At 63.1% G+C, this 15,446-nt stretch carries 16 protein-coding genes and 1 tRNA gene; 9 read left to right on the top strand and 8 right to left on the bottom strand.

All coding sequences use genetic code 11. The annotated features are described in order from the left end of the window. Positions 1-22 precede the first annotated feature (22 nt). Positions 23-1,054, top strand: coding sequence for a transporter (locus A4A58_RS01895; protein WP_068729275.1), 1,032 nt, complete (start codon positions 23-25; stop codon positions 1,052-1,054). A gap of 5 nt (positions 1,055-1,059) precedes the next feature. Beyond that, positions 1,060-2,421 carry a carbohydrate porin gene (locus A4A58_RS01890; protein WP_244499627.1) on the top strand — a complete coding sequence of 454 codons (1,362 nt, stop codon included), beginning with the start codon at positions 1,060-1,062 and terminating at the stop codon, positions 2,419-2,421. Between the two features lie 6 nt (positions 2,422-2,427). Here the strand turns inward: A4A58_RS01890 and A4A58_RS01885 are convergent, their stop codons facing one another. From A4A58_RS01885 to A4A58_RS01870, 4 genes are all read right to left on the bottom strand, one after another. After that, on the bottom strand, positions 2,428-3,441 hold the full coding sequence (locus A4A58_RS01885; protein WP_068729273.1) for an LLM class flavin-dependent oxidoreductase: 1,014 nt from the start codon (positions 3,439-3,441) through the stop codon (positions 2,428-2,430). A 98-nt stretch (positions 3,442-3,539) separates the two neighbouring features. Further along, the gene (locus tag A4A58_RS01880; protein ID WP_068729271.1) at positions 3,540-4,454 is read right to left on the bottom strand and encodes an alpha/beta fold hydrolase; all 915 of its coding nucleotides are present in this window, start codon (positions 4,452-4,454) and stop codon (positions 3,540-3,542) included. A 175-nt stretch (positions 4,455-4,629) separates the two neighbouring features. Continuing rightward, complete coding sequence (locus A4A58_RS01875) at positions 4,630-5,934, bottom strand: hypothetical protein (RefSeq protein WP_244499626.1); 1,305 nt, start codon at positions 5,932-5,934, stop codon at positions 4,630-4,632. Between the two features lie 109 nt (positions 5,935-6,043). Continuing rightward, positions 6,044-6,128: transfer RNA gene (locus A4A58_RS01870), tRNA-Leu, on the bottom strand. Positions 6,129-6,305: 177 nt separating this feature from the next. Here A4A58_RS01870 and A4A58_RS01865 point away from each other — a divergent pair. Then, complete coding sequence (locus tag A4A58_RS01865; protein ID WP_068729269.1) at positions 6,306-6,845, top strand: disulfide bond formation protein B; 540 nt, start codon at positions 6,306-6,308, stop codon at positions 6,843-6,845. Between the two features lie 31 nt (positions 6,846-6,876). On the opposite strand, the gene A4A58_RS01860 is transcribed toward A4A58_RS01865, so the two are convergent. The 3 genes from A4A58_RS01860 to A4A58_RS01850 form a co-directional block, all read right to left on the bottom strand. Then, complete coding sequence (locus tag A4A58_RS01860; protein ID WP_081421658.1) at positions 6,877-9,147, bottom strand: TonB-dependent siderophore receptor; 2,271 nt, start codon at positions 9,145-9,147, stop codon at positions 6,877-6,879. A 189-nt stretch (positions 9,148-9,336) separates the two neighbouring features. After that, a complete protein-coding gene (locus A4A58_RS01855) occupies positions 9,337-10,401 on the bottom strand; it encodes an AbrB family transcriptional regulator (protein ID WP_068729265.1) in 1,065 nt (354 codons plus the stop codon). Between the two features lie 115 nt (positions 10,402-10,516). After that, positions 10,517-10,786, bottom strand: coding sequence for a PsiF family protein (locus A4A58_RS01850; protein WP_068729263.1), 270 nt, complete (start codon positions 10,784-10,786; stop codon positions 10,517-10,519). Between the two features lie 194 nt (positions 10,787-10,980). Here A4A58_RS01850 and A4A58_RS01845 point away from each other — a divergent pair, with 194 nt between their 5' ends. From A4A58_RS01845 to A4A58_RS01825, 5 genes are all read left to right on the top strand, one after another. Next, positions 10,981-11,502, top strand: a complete 522-nt coding sequence (locus A4A58_RS01845; RefSeq protein ID WP_068729261.1) for a hypothetical protein — start codon at positions 10,981-10,983, stop codon at positions 11,500-11,502. A 78-nt stretch (positions 11,503-11,580) separates the two neighbouring features. Then, positions 11,581-11,967: a CidA/LrgA family protein gene (locus A4A58_RS01840; protein WP_068729259.1), complete on the top strand. Its 387-nt coding sequence runs from the start codon at positions 11,581-11,583 to the stop codon at positions 11,965-11,967. After that, on the top strand, positions 11,964-12,686 hold the full coding sequence (locus tag A4A58_RS01835) for an LrgB family protein (RefSeq protein ID WP_068729257.1): 723 nt from the start codon (positions 11,964-11,966) through the stop codon (positions 12,684-12,686). The genes A4A58_RS01840 and A4A58_RS01835 overlap by 4 nt, the downstream gene beginning before the upstream one ends. A gap of 108 nt (positions 12,687-12,794) precedes the next feature. Next, complete coding sequence (locus tag A4A58_RS01830) at positions 12,795-13,574, top strand: sulfite exporter TauE/SafE family protein (RefSeq protein ID WP_068729255.1); 780 nt, start codon at positions 12,795-12,797, stop codon at positions 13,572-13,574. A gap of 33 nt (positions 13,575-13,607) precedes the next feature. Then, positions 13,608-14,285, top strand: coding sequence for a DsbA family protein (locus tag A4A58_RS01825; protein WP_068729253.1), 678 nt, complete (start codon positions 13,608-13,610; stop codon positions 14,283-14,285). A gap of 95 nt (positions 14,286-14,380) precedes the next feature. On the opposite strand, the gene A4A58_RS01820 is transcribed toward A4A58_RS01825, so the two are convergent. Beyond that, a complete protein-coding gene (locus tag A4A58_RS01820) occupies positions 14,381-14,596 on the bottom strand; it encodes a hypothetical protein (protein ID WP_068730379.1) in 216 nt (71 codons plus the stop codon). A 134-nt stretch (positions 14,597-14,730) separates the two neighbouring features. Between A4A58_RS01820 and A4A58_RS01815 the strand changes: the two genes are divergently transcribed. Then, a complete protein-coding gene (locus tag A4A58_RS01815; protein ID WP_068729251.1) occupies positions 14,731-15,387 on the top strand; it encodes a DNA-3-methyladenine glycosylase family protein in 657 nt (218 codons plus the stop codon). Positions 15,388-15,446 lie beyond the last annotated feature (59 nt).

Here is a 15,446-nt window from a genome sequence, read left to right as displayed (position 1 = left end):
TGTGAAAAACGGTGGGTGTCCGATGCAGTTTAAGGTGCCGGTCGCATCCCCAGAAGTGACGCCGATACCCGACGCGTCCGAGCCGATTCCGGGTTTGGTCTGGGCCTTTCGTATCCATTCCGACGGCAAGCCAGAGCCATTGTCGGTCGATGCGACCATTGACATTGCCCATGGCGGATTGCTCTGGCTGCATTTCAACCTGACTGATGCGCGCGCGCTGCAATGGCTGGCGCAGATTTCATTGCATGCGCCGGAGCAGGCCCGTGCCCTGTTGCTATCCAAGGACACCTATCAGCAGCTCCATGCCACCGATGACAGCATCTATGGCGTGATCTCTGATCTGTTGCGGGACATCGACGAGGCGACCGAAGACACCGGCTATCTGCGCTTCTTGATGACCGAACGGCTCCTAATCAGTGGCCGGCATCATGCACTCTGCGCCGTCGATGCCACGCGTCGTTCGCTCGAGCAGGGCCAGCGCATCGACAGCATGGCCGCGCTGCTGGAGACCATCGTCGAGAATGTCGCCGACACCATGGACGGGGTCGCCGACAGTTTGGCGATATCGCTTGATGAAATCGAGGAGCAAGTGGTCTCCGGCGATTCCCGCGACATGCTGCAGAAGCTCGGTCGTCTGCGCCGGACCTGCGTGCGGCTGCATCGGCAGCTGTCCGGGCTGCGCGTCGTGTTCCAGCGGCTCGAGGCCAAAGGTCAGCGTGAGTTGAAACCGTCTCTGCAGCTGCGTGCCGGCAAGCTGGCGCAGCGGCTCGACGGGCTGGACCATAATGTGGTCGAGATGCGCGAGCGCAGCCGGCTGCTGCAGGAAGAACTGCATCTGCAGATCGAGGAACGCGGCAACGAAAGCCTGCGTGTGCTCTCGGTGCTGACAGCCTTGCTGCTGCCGCCGACGCTCGTCACCGGCATCTTCGGCATGAACACCAAGGGCCTGCCGCTGACCGACACGGAAACCGGATTTCTCTGGGCGGGCGCGCTGATATTGGTTTCGTCAGCATCGGCCTATGCCGTGATGAAGCGCCTCAGGATTGTCAGGTAGCCATCATGGTCGGTGCGTTTCCGTGCTGGATGGCCCGTCCGATGATGGCGCTCGCCGGCCTTGTCGCCTGTTGCGTGATCTCGCTGTCATCGGCACATGCCGGCGATTGGCGCGATAGCGGACTGAAGCCGATCAATGACCGGCTTGCCGAATGGGGCGTTGCGCTGTCGGCGACTTATATCGGCGAGGCGCTCGGCAATGCATCCGGCGGCATCCGGCGCGGCGCCATCTATGAGGGGCGGTTCGATCTCGGCGTCGATGTCGATCTCGACAAGGCGGTGGGCTGGAGCGGCGCCACGTTTCACGCCAATGTCTATCAGATCCACGGCAACGGCTTGTCGCGCGACTATATCGGCAATCTGATGCTGGTCAGCGGCATCGAAGCGCTGCCGGCGACGCGGCTTTATGAGTTCTGGATCGAACAGGCGCTGTTCGGCGGAAAGCTGCTGGTGAAGGTCGGTCAGCAGCCGTCCGATCTCGAATTCATCGACAGCAGATATGACGACATCTTTGTCAACTCGGCGCTGGGCTGGCCCGGCATCACCGGCGTAATCCTGCCGGCCGGCGGACCATCGCCGCCGCTCGCGGTACCGGGTGTGCGCCTGAAGGCGTTTCTGTCGGAGCAGTTCACGGCCTATCTCGCCGTATTTAACGGCAGTGCGGCGGCTCCCGGTCCGGTTGATCCGCAGATCAGCAATCCTCACGGCCTCGCATTTCGTGTCAACGATCCGCCGTGGGTGATCGGGCAGTTGAAATATGGCTACAAGCTGGGTGCGTCGGAATTGCCGGGATCAATCACGGGTGGCGGCTGGTATCACTTTAACGAGTTCGACGATGAGCGCTGGACCGCGGAAGGTCTGTCGCAAGCCGATCCGCTCGGCACCGGCGAGCCGTTGATGCGGCGCGGCAATCGCGGAATCTTCGCGGTCTATGAGCAGCGACTCGCTTTCAGCGCGCTCGGCCCGGACAAGGGCATCGGCTTCTTTGCGCGCACATCGATCAGTCCATCGGATCGCAATCTGATCAGCTTCTATCTCGATGGCGGCATCCAGGTGTCAGGCTTCTCGGCCGAGCGGCCCGACGACAAGTTCGGCATTGCCATGACCTATGCACGCGTTTCTGACGGCGCACGCGCGCTCGATCGCGACGTGCAGCGCTTCACCGGCATAGCAACGCCGGTCCGCGATTTTGAAGCAGTACTGGAAATGACTTATCTCGCAATGGTCGCACCTGGCGTGGCGGTGCAGCCGGTGTTTCAATATGTGATGCATCCTGCTGGTGGCGCTGTTGATCCCAACGACGCCACACAGACGAAGCGCATCAAGGACGCCGCAGTGTTCGGCGTCCGCACCACCATCAATTTCTGAGAGGTCTCAGCAGGTCGCTTCAGCCGGTGTCTTGTTGAGACCCGCGGCAGCCTCGGCAATCATTTCGTATGATTTCAGCCGCGTGGCGTGGTCGTAGACGTCCGAGACGATCATCAACTCATCCGCACCGGTCTCCTCGACCAACGCGGCGATGCCGGCGCGCACCGTCTCCTTCGAGCCGATGATCGAACGACGCAGCATCCCCATGGCCTGCATCTTCTCTGCTGGTGCCCAGTAGGTCTCGATATCGTCGATCGGCGGCGCGCTCAGCCCGCGGGTGCCGCGGAACATGTTGGTGAACGACATCTGCTGCGTGGTCCATAACCGCTTGGCCTCGGCATCGGTGTCGGCGGCGATGATGTTGACGCCGACCATCGCATGCGGCTTCGCCGACTGTTCGGAGGGTTCGAAGTGCTGGTGATAGATCTGCAGGGCATGCAGCAACTGCTCGGGCGCGAAATGCGAGGCGAAGGCGTAGGGCAGGCCGAGGGCCGCGGCGAGCTGCGCGCCATAGGTCGAGGAGCCGAGGATCCATAGCGGCACGTCGGTGCCCGCGGCAGGCACCGCCTGCAAGCGCTGACCGGCGGCGGCCGGCGCAAAATAGGCCTGCAGCTCCTGGATGTCCTGCGGGAAATTGTCGGAATTCTGCAGCGAGCGGCGCAGCGCCCGCATCGTCATCTGGTCGGTGCCGGGTGCGCGGCCGAGGCCGAGATCGATGCGGCCGGGAAACAGTCGCGCCAGTGTGCCGAACTGTTCGGCGATGACGATGGGGGCATGGTTCGGCAGCATGATGCCGCCGGCACCGACGCGAATGGTTTTGGTCCCCGCTGCGATATGGCCGATCACCACCGATGTCGCGGCGCTGGCGATGCCGATCATGTTGTGATGTTCGGCGACCCAGAAGCGCTGATAGCCCCAGCGTTCCGCATGACCGGCGAGATCGCGGGAATTGTCGAGCGCGCCGCGCGCATCGGTGTCCTGGGTAACGCGGACGAGGTCGAGAATCGAAAGTGCGGTCATGACGGGGCTCCCATTGCCCTTGCCATGTGGGCATGGCTGGGGCCGATTGCCAGCCGGTTGCGCGCCCGGCATGGCAGCCCGGCGTTACTCCCGAGCGGTCAGGTCAGGCCCGCGTGGAAAGCGCGGACGATCGCGGCGCATTCGGCCGGCTTTTCCATCTGCATGAAATGCGAGGCGTCAGGCACGGTGGTGAAGGCAAAGCCGCCATCGCGTGCGAAGGCACGCTCCATGTCGACGAACGGGCTGGTTCTCGTCTTTGGTTCACCGGCGACGAGCTGCACCGGTAGCCTGACGCTGCACATCCGCTCCCAGGCGCCCGGGAGATCCTGCATGGTGAAGATGCTGGCCTCGAATTCCCTTGCGCAGGCAAGTTCATAGAGCTGCCTGTCGTCGTTCCAGCGCAGCGTGGATGCGGCGAGCGCTTGCAGTCCGGCATCGTCGACACCGGCAAATGCCGAGCTGCGGCGATAGGACTCGAACAGCTCCTGCACGTTCGGAAAGGTGGTACGACGCCGCGCGGCGCGTCCGGCGAGCCTGTCATTTTCCGTGCGGAAGCTCTGGAACTCCGGATAGCGCGCTGGCGGCGTCGCCGGCGGCTCGAAGCCGACGATGCCGATCCACGGCGTCTCATATTCGGCAGCATGCAGCAGGGTCGTCAGTGCGCTCATCGAATGAAATGCACCGAGGCTCGGCGCCGCGCCGAGTTCGCGTGTGATCCCTCGCATGATTGCTTCATAGTCGCGGACGAGCTGCGGCCAGACATGCGGGATGGGCTGGCGATACGGACTGCTCCGACCGTGATGACGGAAGTCGAACACCACGGTCTGGTAGTCATCCGTGAAGAGGCGCCAGAAGCTTTGAAAGGCATCGATGGCGAGGCCATTGCCATGGCTGCAGATGATCCGTGGGCCTTTTCCATAGACACGTATGCTGGCCGTGGCGCCGTCTTCGAGCAGAATCTGAAAAGCGTGCGTCTCGGCCGCAAGGGCCGGAGCGGAAGGCGCATAGTCCATATCGGGGAGAATCCGTTATATTTTGGAGCAGAAGGCGAAGCTGTCGCATGCTTGGCCGGACCGCAGAGTCTAAAAGACCTTGTCTGAAAGACTTTGCTGCTCACCGTCAGTTCGTACGCAGGTGCAGGATACAAAGCGCGGCAGCGCGGTTCAAGCCACAGCAGGTCATACCAGCTCAGCTGGAACGCCGGACGATCGCCACGCGCCCGTCGAGCGGAATCGTCGCGCGACCGTCGATCACTGGCACGCGCCGCCAGTCGGTGCCATCATTCGGACGGTTGAACGAGAGCGAGGCGGCGGTACCATCGACGGAGATGTCGATCGGCTCCGTGGGCACCGGGATGTCTTCGGCCTTCTCCACATTCCAGCAGCGCACCGCGCGCCACACCGCAAGCAGCGGTTGTCCCTGTGCATCCTGAAACGCGATGTGCCGCAGATCGGGCGACCGCGTGGCGACGCGAAGCGGTTGGCTGTCGCCAGCACGGCGCGCGCTCTTTAGCGCTGACAGGAGATTCTGGATCGCATGGTAGCCGGGCTTTGGTAAGCCATCATTGCGGACGAGACCCCAATGATGCTCTCCGTCGTCGGGATCGGTACCGCCATCGAAGAATTCGTAGAGGAATGTCCGGAGAATGCCGAGGCGGAAGTTGTTAAGCAGCAGCCGTGGCAGATAGAGCGCCGCCGCTGTCTCCGAGACGCCGGAGGTGCCGGGTTTCACGACATTGCAATAGCCGCATTCGGTCGCCAGCGCGGGTGCGCCGGGTTTGAACGCGTCGCGCATATTGTGCAGATACCAGGACACGGCGGCATAGTCGTTGGTTGTCTCCGGCTCTTGCGCCTTCTGTACATAGGAGTGGATCGCGACGGCATCGCTGAACTGGGCGGCGGGACGCAGCAGCGCGACGTCGGCGGGCTTCCAGTTGATCACGCTCGGCGACAGCAGCGGTACCTCCGCCGCCGGATATCGCGCACGCAGCGCATGGTGCACCTCGCGCTGATAGTTCACGACGACATTGCTCCAGCCCGGCTTCGCCAGCGGCAGCGACAGGAACCAGTCGCTGTTGCCCTCGTTCTGGCCCTCTATCGCCGAGACGCGCTCGATGCCTAATGCGGCGAGATAGGTCATCATCTCCGGCACGGTGTTGGTCGCCGGCGACACCGCAACATTGAACAGGATGTTCGAGCGCTTGTTCAGCGCGCGCCAGCGATCGAGATCGTTGCCGGGGCGCAACTCGTCGCGCAGATGGTGAATGCCGCTGGTCGCAAGCAGATCGTGAAAGCGGTCGAAATTACTCGCATAGGGCTCGCTGCTGATATGCACATTGACGCCGACACTGTCGGTAAAGGTATCGGACGGGCCGGGAAGCGGCAGGGCAGCCAATGAGCCGGGACGCAGCATCATCGATGCGGCGCCCCCGATTAGGATAGCTCGCCTGCTCAGGTCGGTCATGCCGTCATCACGTGTATCGCGTCCGTTCATGAACCCAACAGATCAGATGAACCCGATGAGGTGAAGCAATCCGGGGCCTGCCGGCCGCACAATCCGCCGGGTGGTTAAGGGGGACGTTTGGGATTGGGATGACTAAATATGGTGCCCCTGGCCGGAATCGAACCAGCACTCCTTGCGGAACTCGATTTTGAGTCGAGCGCGTCTACCAATTCCGCCACAGGGGCCTTCGGACGCCGGCCGGAGACCGGGGGCGCGAAGCGGGCGGAATATAGCGGGCGCGGGCGGCGGGTCAACCTGCGGTTTGGCCGATCGGGCCGCCGCGCACACTCCAGTGTGATCGGGGCCGCCTCGACAGGGTGTGTGCCCCGGGATAGGACGCAACAGCCACTCCGGAGAGCACCGTGACTGCCCAGACCGCCCCTCAATCCGCGCCCGTGCATGCCTCATCCAACCCGGCGCTGGTCGCCGCACTGGCGGTCGGCCTGATTGCACTGGCGACGCTGGCGGGGGCCTGGTTCTTCCAGCTGGTGCTGGATATCCGGCCGTGCCCGCTCTGCCTCGAACAGCGCTATGCCTATTATCTCGCGATCCCGTTGGCGGTGCTGGTGGCGATTGCTGCCGCCAGGGACGCGCCGCGCGGCTTGGTTGTGACCGGCCTCGTGCTGCTGGCGCTGGCGGCGCTCGCCAATGCGGTGCTCGGCGGTTATCACGCCGGCGTCGAATGGACATTCTGGCAGGGGCCGACGGACTGTTCGGGGCCGGTGGTCGATCTCGGCAAGGCGGGCAGCCTGCTGGAGCGCCTCGACACCGTGAAGGTGATCCGCTGCGACGAGGTGCAGTGGCGCTTTTTGGGCCTGTCGCTGGCCGGCTACAATGTGCTGATCTCGCTGGCGATGGCGGCGATCGCACTGTGGGGCGCCGGCAAGACCGCACGGCGCTGATCCGCCGCCGGTCCTGCCCGCTGGCGCACCGCTACCAGCGATAGCGCAGCGTGCCGATCACCGTGCGTCCCTGGCTCAAATAGCAGTAGCCGGAATTGCAGACCGCAACCTGCTCGTCGGCGACGTTGTTGGCGTTGATCGAGGCCTGATAGCCCGCGAACTTCGGTCCAAGCTTGGCGAAATCGTAACGCGCGGCCAGATCGAACAGCGTATAGCCGTTGTTCCGTGAGGTGTTGTCGTTCGACGTCCAGGTCGCGTCGATATAGCGGACACCGGCACCGAGACCGAGGCCTTCAAGCGAACCGTTCAGGAAGGTGTAGTTCATCCAGCTCGATGCGGTGTGCTTCGGCGTCACCGCAGGGGTCTTGCCGAGCTCGGTCGTGATCGAGCTCTTGGTGATCTCCGCGTCGGAATAGGTGTAGGCCGTCACCGTTTCGAGTTCCGGTGTGAGTCGTGCGCGTGCCTCGAGTTCGAAGCCCTGCACGCGGATCTCGCCGACCGAGGCGTAATAGGCGATGCCGTTGACATAGCCGGCGAGCGTGGCGGCGTTCTTCTCCTTGAGGTCGTAGATCGACGCCGTGAGCAGCACGTCGGGCCGTGGCTGATACTTCACGCCGCCTTCGATCTGTTCGCCTTCGGATGGTGCCAGCACGATGCCGTCGATGCCGAGCGAGGTAACCGGCTGGAACGAGGTCGCATAGCTCACATAGGGCGCGATGCCGTTCTCGAAGTGATAGAGCAGGCCGGCGCTGTAGGAGAATGCGTTGTCGTTGCGCGCGCCTGTGACGGCGCCCGTATAGGAATTGATTTGCGTGCGATCGGTCCAGTCCTGACGGCCGCTGACCGACAGGTGCCAGTTGCCGAGTCGCATCTGGTCCTGCAGATAGACGCCGACCTGTTCCTGCGTCGAACGCGAACCGGACGTATAGCCCGGGGTCGGGCCGGCAATGCCGTAGACGGGATTAAGGATGTTGAGCGCATAGCCGGGATTCACGGCGCCCAGGCCGAGCTTGAAGTCCCAGGTATTGTGATCGTAATTCACGCCGAACAGTGTGCGGTGGACGACCGGGCCGGTGGCGAAGTCGGCCTGCAGCGCATTGTCGGTCTGCCAGCTCGTCTGGTCGTCGCCGACGGCCACGGCACCGCGGTCATAGACGGTCGATGTTGGCGTCGCGAAGCTGCCGCTGACATAGCGCGATTCCGCATGCAGCACGCCGAACCGCGTGTGCTGGCGGAACGTGAAGACGTCGTCGAAGCGGTGCTCGAGCTTGTAGCCGACCTGCGCCTGCTGCTGCCGCAGATAGTCGTATTTCGGATCGCTCGAGCGCAGCTTGATGGTCGCGCCGTTGACGTTCACCAGCTGGCCGTCGCGATTGAGCATGGCGACGCTGGCGTCGGTTTCGTCCTTCTGCAGGATGGCATAGGCCGTCAGCGTGGTGTCGATGGTCGGTCGCCAGGTGATCGATGGCGCCAACATCAGCCGCTCGTCGGCTATGTCGTAATTGGTCTCGCCGGCGCGGCCCAGGCCCACTAGGCGGTACAGCAGCGACTTGTCGGAATTGGCGCCGCCGATGTCGAACGCCGTTTGCATGCGGCCATAGGTGCCGCCTTGCAGTGAAATCTCGTTGACCTGATTCTCGACCGGAAATTTCGATCGGCGATCGATGAGGCCGCCGGGGACGGACTGCCCATAGAGCACGGCAGCCGGGCCCTTGATCACCTCGATGCTGTTGAGCTGATAGGGCTCGGTCCGGAATGTGGTGAAGCCGGAGGGGAACTGCTTCAGTCCGTCACGGAAGTCGCCGAGCGTCGTCGTCGTGAAGCCGCGGACATAGATCTGATCGAAACGCGGATCGTAGCCGTAGGCGCCGGTGGTGACGCCGGCTGTGTAACGAACCGCTTCTGGAATGCTGGTGACGCCACGATCATCGAGTTCCTTGCGGTCGATGACGCTCACCGAGCGCGGCGTGTCGATCAGCGGCGTATTCGTCTTCGATGCCGAGCTGGCCTGACCTGCGACATAGCTGTTGTTGTCGGCGCTATAGCTTCGCTCATTGACAGATCGCGCGGGTGTAATCTGCGGCGTCGTCGCGCGTGTGCGTCGCGTTGCGCGTGTCGATGTCTGTGATCTCGTTGCTGTCGTGCTGCGCGCGCGCTGTTGGGGCTGCGGAGCATCCACCGTGACTGGCGGCAGGCTGGCCTGCGCGAATGCATCGCGCGGAAATTCCATTGCCAATGCCATCACGCTGACGGTGCAAAGCAGTGCAGTCTGCTTCGTCGATTTTCTTGTTCTCAATTTCATTTCAACGCCTCGATGATACTGGTCACGCCAGCTTGATCGAGCGTCTAACTTGATTGGTTCTGTGGTGCACTACGATGCGCAGTAGAATACGTCTAGACCTTGCGACGCAGGCATCTGCAATCGCTGCAAGGCGCTCATATTTGTTAGATCAATTCCATTGTTTCGATCGGTGTCTGCGAAGACTGAAGATCAATCGTCGATATCGTCCTGCGCCTTGCCGAACAGATGCACGATGCCGGGCGTGACGATCGAGACATAGATGAAGCGCGACAGATGATGCGCGCCGACGAACACCGGATCGATATGCAGCGTCAGCGCCAGTGCGAGCATGGCGTCCATGGCGCCGGGCGCGAAAGCGACGACGACATCGCTCAGCTTCGCAGTCGTGGTGAGCGCGATGATCGTCACGAACACCGACGAGATCGCGATGGCCACTGCGAATGAGCCGAGCGCGGCCCAGACATGGCTGAGAATGGTATGCGGCGAGATCTTGCCGAAGCGCGAGCCGATCAGGCTGCCGATACCGACCAGCGCGGTGATATAGGCCCATTGCGGCAGCGTGCCGTGGACCCAGCCGGTGCCGTGCAGGACCGACGAGGCCATCATCGCGCCGAACATCCAGCTCGCCGGAAATTTGATCCAGCGCATGAACAGCGACACGGCGACGGCCGCGGCGGCGAGTTCGGCGAGCGCCAGCGGCGAGGCTTCCGGTCCGCGCGATGGCAGCGGGCCGTGACCCATCAGGCCGGTGGCGGCGAGCAGCAGAGGCACCATGCCGGTGAGGATGATGACGCGGAAAATCTGCACGACCGCGATGCCCGGCACGTCGGCATTGCGCTCGGTGGCCAGCATGATGATTTGCGACAGCGCGCCGGGGCTGCCCGCCAGCAGCGCGGAGGTGCGGTCCCAGCCATGGACGCGCTGCAGATAGATGCTGCTGCCGAAGGTGGCGCAGAACGTGGCCAGCGCCAGCAGCGCGATGGTCACCGGATAGGCGCTGAGATTGTGCACCATCTCGGGCGACACCATCGAGCCGAGCGACAGGCCCAGTGTCATCAGGATGACATGGGCCATCGGCTGCGGCAGGCCGACCGGGCGGCCGAGGATGCCGTAAGCGGCGACCGCGATCATCGCGCCGGAGATCAGCCCGCCCGGCAATTCCGCCCAATAGAATAGCGCTCCGCCGATCGTGCCGATGACGAGCGTCTCGAAGGTGGTGCGGATCTGCAGGGAGCTGGGAAGAGCGATGGCCATGTGCACGGGAAGCTGAAGGAGCCCGCTTTATGGCAAAGTCCGTACCTGGCGACAAATGCGGTGTGGTCTACCTGTCCCTCGCTTTCCGGGCGAGGGACAGGCGGATGACGAGAGTTTAGTTGGTTTTCGTGGTCTTCTTGCACTCCGAACGGAATTTGCGACGCTCGGTGCCATGCAGGCCTTTGGCGTCGGCCTGTTTCGAACATTCGAGTGACGCTGCGGTGCGGGGTTTCTCGGCCTTCTTGTCGGCCGGGGCGGTCTTCTCGGCGGGCGCCATCTTGGTCGTCGGCGACGGCGTCGGTGCCGCGGTCTGTGCGGATGCCGCCCCCATCAGCAGGACTGAGGCAACGGCGGCAGTGGCAAGGCTGGAAGCAAATCGGATCATGGCAGCACCTCGGATTGAACGGGAGATCAGCGTGGGCGCGCCGGGCTGAACGGCAGGTGAATGAGTTGAAATATATTTGACGGTGCGATCACGATAATTTTTCGCAGGGAGCTACGGTCCCGTTGCTACGTGCAGCGGTCGCGATAGGATGCCGTCGTCTATTTTTACTTTGTGTAGCAAAGGGAGAGAACACCATGACGATGCCCGTCAAATTCGCCTGCGCGATTGCAATGTCCAGTTTTGCTCTGCTTGCTTTCAGTCCGGCCCATGCACTTACCGCGACTGAATGCAGTGCAAAATATCAGGCGGCCAAGACCGCCGGCACGCTGAACGGCCAGAAATGGAATGACTTCCGCAAAGCTGAATGCGGGACCGATGCCGCTGCGACGACGCCCGCCGCTGCGCCTGCTGCAACCGCGGCGCCGAAGGCTGCCGAAGCCAAGCCTGCCGAAGCCAAGCCTGCGGCTGCGCCGAAACCTGCTGCAGCCCCCAAGCCGGCAGCGACGACAGCTGCGGCTCCGTCGGGCCCTGCTACCTTCCCGTCGGCGGTCGATCCGAAATACGCCAAGGAGACGGCTGGCAAGGCGCGGATGCACACCTGCGTGGATCAGTACAATGCCAACAAGGCCGCCAATGCCAATGGCGGCATGAAGTGGATCGAAAAAGGCGGCGGCTACTACAGCGAATGCACCAAGAAGCTGAAGGGTGCCGCCTGATCGGATCAGCCGCGCGCTGGGGTTGATCGACATCACTTGCTTCGCGGGCGATAACGATCCGTCACCCGCGGAGTCCCCATGATTGCCAGTCTGTCCCTGATCCTGCTGTGCCAGCTCGCTGGCGAGATCGCCGTGCGCGCTTTTGCATGGCCGGTGCCCGGCCCGGTGCTCGGCATGCTGTTGCTGCTCGTTCTGCTGTTGCTGCGTGACCGTGCCGTGCTGTTCGCGCAGGGGCCGCTGCAGGGCGGCGGCGTGGAGAATGCCGCCAGGGGATTGCTCGCGCATCTGTCGCTGATGTTCATCCCCGCCGGTGTCGGCGTGGTGCAGAAGCTCGATCTGCTGGCCGAGCATGGCACGGCCATCGTCGGCGTTCTGGCGATCTCGGTGGTGATCACGCTACTGGTGACGGTGGCGACGTTTCTCGTCATCAGCCGGGTCATGACACGCGGGCGGAGCGCGTCATGAGCGCCAACCCGTTCTCGCTCTGGGTCTATCTTTCGCAGCAGCCGCTGCTGTGGTTGACCGTGACGCTGCTGGTCTATGCGACGGCCGATGCGCTGTCGCTGGCGACCGGCCGACATCCGTTTGCCAACCCGGTATTCCACTCGATGTGGATCATCGCCGTGTTCCTGCTGCTGACCGGGACGTCCTACACGACCTATTTCAGCGGTGCGCAATTCGTGCACTTCCTGCTCGGTCCGGCGACCGTGGCGCTCGCGGTGCCACTCTATGAGAATCGCAAGGTCGTGGCGGCAGCGATCGTGCCGATGCTCGCCGCGCTGGTGGTCGGCTGTGCCACGGCGATCGTCTCGGTCGTGTTGCTGGCAAAGGCCTTCGGCCTGCCGAACAACGTGGTGCTGTCGCTGGCGCCGAAATCGGTCACCGCCGGCGTCGCCATGGGCATCAGCGAGTCGCTCGGCGCCGACGCATCGCTGACCGCGGTGGCGGTGGTGCTCACAGGCATCATGGGGGCGATCATCGTCACGCCGATGATGAACCGCATGGGTATCACGGACTATCGCGCCCGCGGCTTTGCCGTCGGGCTGGCGCCGCACGGTATCGGGACTGCCCGCGCTTTTCAGGTGGATGCCGTGGCCGGTGTCTTTGCCGGCATTGCCATGAGCCTGAATGCGCTGGTGACCTCTCTGCTGGTGCCGCTCGCCGTCACCCTTCTGGTGCGCTGATGGTCACGACAGCGTTTTCCCGGCAAGCGGATTTGTGATGCTGACTGCATGGAGCCGGGCCAAAAAGGCCATTAAGGTCGCGCCGTCGTTAACGAGAATCGGCCGTTTATGATGACTGTGATGCAAGGGGCGCTCGGCCTGGCTTCGGGCGCACTGGTCGGTTTCTCGCTCGGCCTGGTCGGTGGCGGCGGCTCGATCCTCGCTGTGCCGCTGATGGTCTATGTCGTGGGCGTGCCCGAGCCGCATGTCGCGATCGGCACCAGCGCCATTGCGGTCGCGGCCAATGCGGCGGTCAATCTCGGCAATCATGCGCGTGGCGGCAATGTGCACTGGTCCTGCGCGCTGGTATTTGCCGCCGCAGGAATCGCCGGTGCGCTCGGAGGCTCGATTCTCGGCAAGCAGGTGGACGGGCAGAATCTGCTGGCGCTGTTTGCGGTCCTGATGCTGGTGATCGCCGTGCTGATGCTGAAGACGCGCGCCCAAGTCGGCGAGCACCGGGTTGAGATCAGCATGTCGAACACGCCTTCGCTGCTTGCGCTCGGCCTTGTCACTGGCGCGCTGTCCGGCTTCTTCGGGATTGGTGGTGGCTTTCTGATCGTGCCGGCGCTGATGGCGGCCACGGGCATGTCGATCATGAGTGCGATCTCGTCGTCGCTGGTGGCGGTCACCGCCTTCGGTCTCACCACGGCATCGAGCTATGCCTGGTCCGGGCTGATCTCCTGGAAACTCGCGCTGGTGTTCATTCTGGGTGGTCTGCTCGGCGGGCTGTTGGGAACCAGCCTGGCGCGGCATCTGTCGCTGCGACGCGGCGCGTTGAATACCGTTTTTGCGTCTATCATTATCGTCGTGGCGCTCTATATGTTGGCCCGCAACATCTACATCACGTGAGCGCTGGCGCATGATGCGTCTTCGGAGAACATCATGACCGCCGCAACCCGCGATACCTCGAAGACCGCCACGACGCGCCGTGCTGCGCTCGGGCTTTTCGGTGGCGCCATGCTGCTGGGCGCGTCCGGCAAGGTGCTCGCGGCATCTGGTGCCGCCAAGGACGAAGACGTCCTCAACGAAGCCGCGGTACTCCGCGATCCGGACATCCCGGCCGCAGGCAACCCGAAGGGCGACATCACCATCGTCGAATATTTCGACTATCAGTGCCCCTATTGCCGCAAGATCGCGCCTGACCTGCGCGCCTTGGTGAAGGAAGACGGCAAGGTTCGCCTGGTGTCGAAGGACTGGCCGATCCTGGGGCCGGTGTCGGTCTATGCGGCCCGTCTCGTGCTCGCGGCGAGATACCAGAACAAGTTCATCGAGGCACAGGACGCGCTGATCAGCCTCGATACCAAACTGACCGAGGCGGTCGCGCGTGACCGGCTCGCCAAGGCCGGCATCGACGTCGATCGCGCCGTCGCCGATCTGCAGAAAAATCAGGACGCTATCGTTGCCAAGCTGAAGCAGATCGACGAGCAGGCGACGGCTTTCGGCTTTAACGGCACGCCATCCTTTATCGTCGGCAAGTTCCGCATTCCCGGCCCGATCACGAAAGACCAGTTCGTTCTCGCGATCGCCGATGCGCGTAAAGCCGCGGCTGCGAAGAAGTAAAAGTCGGTACGTTCAAGACAGAAAAACGCCCTCGCTCATGAGCAAGGGCGCTTTTGGCCGGCTTCAGCCGGCTTTTTTGTTGGCGAAATGTCGTCTTATGACTTCACTTGCGAGGTCAGCTTGGCCCAATCCTGCTTGGTGCGCGTCTTCAGCGCTTCCCATTCATTGGCAGCAACATCCCAGTTGACGATCGTCCGGCGCTCCTGCGCCGTCTGGCCGTTCGCCACTGACGAGGTCGACATCGAATCGTAGATGTAAACGCCGATGCCCAGGATCAGTGCACCCAGGATCATTCCAAAAAACGTCCGCATGGCGGTAGCCTCCATTGAGCACGAATAACGCGATGTCCGAAGCTTTGGTTCCCGGTTGCATGGCGCGCTATTGCCGCAGCGCATTCATTGGCAGCATTGATCTTGCGGTCACGCCGTGGTGATCCTTGGGAATCATGACCGTTCATCTCACCGACCAGTCCGTGCTCGACGACGCCGTGATGGAGCTGGTGAAGCGCGACCCTCGGCTGAAACCGATTCTGGCCATGGCCGGGATGCCGGCGCTGCGCCAGCGCGCACCGGGTTTCGAAGGGCTTGCGCAGATCGTCTGCGGGCAGCAGGTCTCGGTGGCGTCGGCTTCGGCGATCTGGGGTCGCGTCTCCGGCGCCTTCTCGCCATTCGATCATCACGCCATCCGCAAGGCGCGCACCGATCGTCTGGGCCGGCTTGGCCTGTCGGCGGCAAAAATCAAGACGTTGAAGGCGCTGGCGCGTGAGCTCGTCGAGGAGCGGTTGAATCTCGATGTGCTCGCTGAGGAAGACGCTGACGCCGCGCATAACACGTTGGTCGCATTGCACGGCATCGGTCCATGGACGGCCGACGTCTATCTGCTGTTTTGTCTCGGTCATGGCGACGCATGGCCGGCCGGCGATGTCGCCATTCAGGAATCGATCAAGGTCGGGCTCGGTCTCAAGGAGCGCCCGACCGTGAAGCAGATGGCGCCGCTGGCAGAACCATGGCGTCCGCTGCGCGGTGCGGCGGCGCATCTGTGGTGGGCCTACTATCACGCCATCAAGAAGCGCGAAGGCGTGATCGGCAAGGTGACAACTTAACAAGGCGGCGACATAACACGGCTTGTCTCAAACGGTGTTTGAAACGGACGTTGTTTTAA

The sequence above is a fragment of the Tardiphaga robiniae genome (genome assembly GCF_001618955.1).
Classification (GTDB): Bacteria; Pseudomonadota; Alphaproteobacteria; order Rhizobiales; family Xanthobacteraceae; genus Tardiphaga; species Tardiphaga robiniae_A.
Note: the sequence above shows the minus strand (reverse complement) of the source record. Positions and strands in the feature narration are given on the sequence as shown.

Bases quoted from the DNA above. Each gene is read 5' to 3' on its own strand.
- A4A58_RS01895 (WP_068729275.1), top strand. From the start codon at position 23: ATGCAGTTTAAGGTGCCGGTCGCATCCCCAGAAGTGACGCCGATACCC.
- A4A58_RS01885 (WP_068729273.1), bottom strand. From the start codon at position 3,441: ATGACCGCACTTTCGATTCTCGACCTCGTCCGCGTTACCCAGGACACC.
- A4A58_RS01830 (WP_068729255.1), top strand. From the start codon at position 12,795: ATGATGACTGTGATGCAAGGGGCGCTCGGCCTGGCTTCGGGCGCACTG.
- A4A58_RS01880 (WP_068729271.1), bottom strand. From the start codon at position 4,454: ATGGACTATGCGCCTTCCGCTCCGGCCCTTGCGGCCGAGACGCACGCT.
- A4A58_RS01850 (WP_068729263.1), bottom strand. From the start codon at position 10,786: ATGATCCGATTTGCTTCCAGCCTTGCCACTGCCGCCGTTGCCTCAGTC.
- A4A58_RS01855 (WP_068729265.1), bottom strand. From the start codon at position 10,401: ATGGCCATCGCTCTTCCCAGCTCCCTGCAGATCCGCACCACCTTCGAG.
- A4A58_RS01815 (WP_068729251.1), top strand. From the start codon at position 14,731: ATGACCGTTCATCTCACCGACCAGTCCGTGCTCGACGACGCCGTGATG.
- A4A58_RS01825 (WP_068729253.1), top strand. From the start codon at position 13,608: ATGACCGCCGCAACCCGCGATACCTCGAAGACCGCCACGACGCGCCGT.
- A4A58_RS01835 (WP_068729257.1), top strand. From the start codon at position 11,964: ATGAGCGCCAACCCGTTCTCGCTCTGGGTCTATCTTTCGCAGCAGCCG.
- A4A58_RS01875 (WP_244499626.1), bottom strand. From the start codon at position 5,934: ATGAACGGACGCGATACACGTGATGACGGCATGACCGACCTGAGCAGG.
- A4A58_RS01860 (WP_081421658.1), bottom strand. From the start codon at position 9,147: ATGAAATTGAGAACAAGAAAATCGACGAAGCAGACTGCACTGCTTTGC.
- A4A58_RS01890 (WP_244499627.1), top strand. From the start codon at position 1,060: ATGGTCGGTGCGTTTCCGTGCTGGATGGCCCGTCCGATGATGGCGCTC.
- A4A58_RS01845 (WP_068729261.1), top strand. From the start codon at position 10,981: ATGACGATGCCCGTCAAATTCGCCTGCGCGATTGCAATGTCCAGTTTT.
- A4A58_RS01840 (WP_068729259.1), top strand. From the start codon at position 11,581: ATGATTGCCAGTCTGTCCCTGATCCTGCTGTGCCAGCTCGCTGGCGAG.
- A4A58_RS01820 (WP_068730379.1), bottom strand. From the start codon at position 14,596: ATGCGGACGTTTTTTGGAATGATCCTGGGTGCACTGATCCTGGGCATC.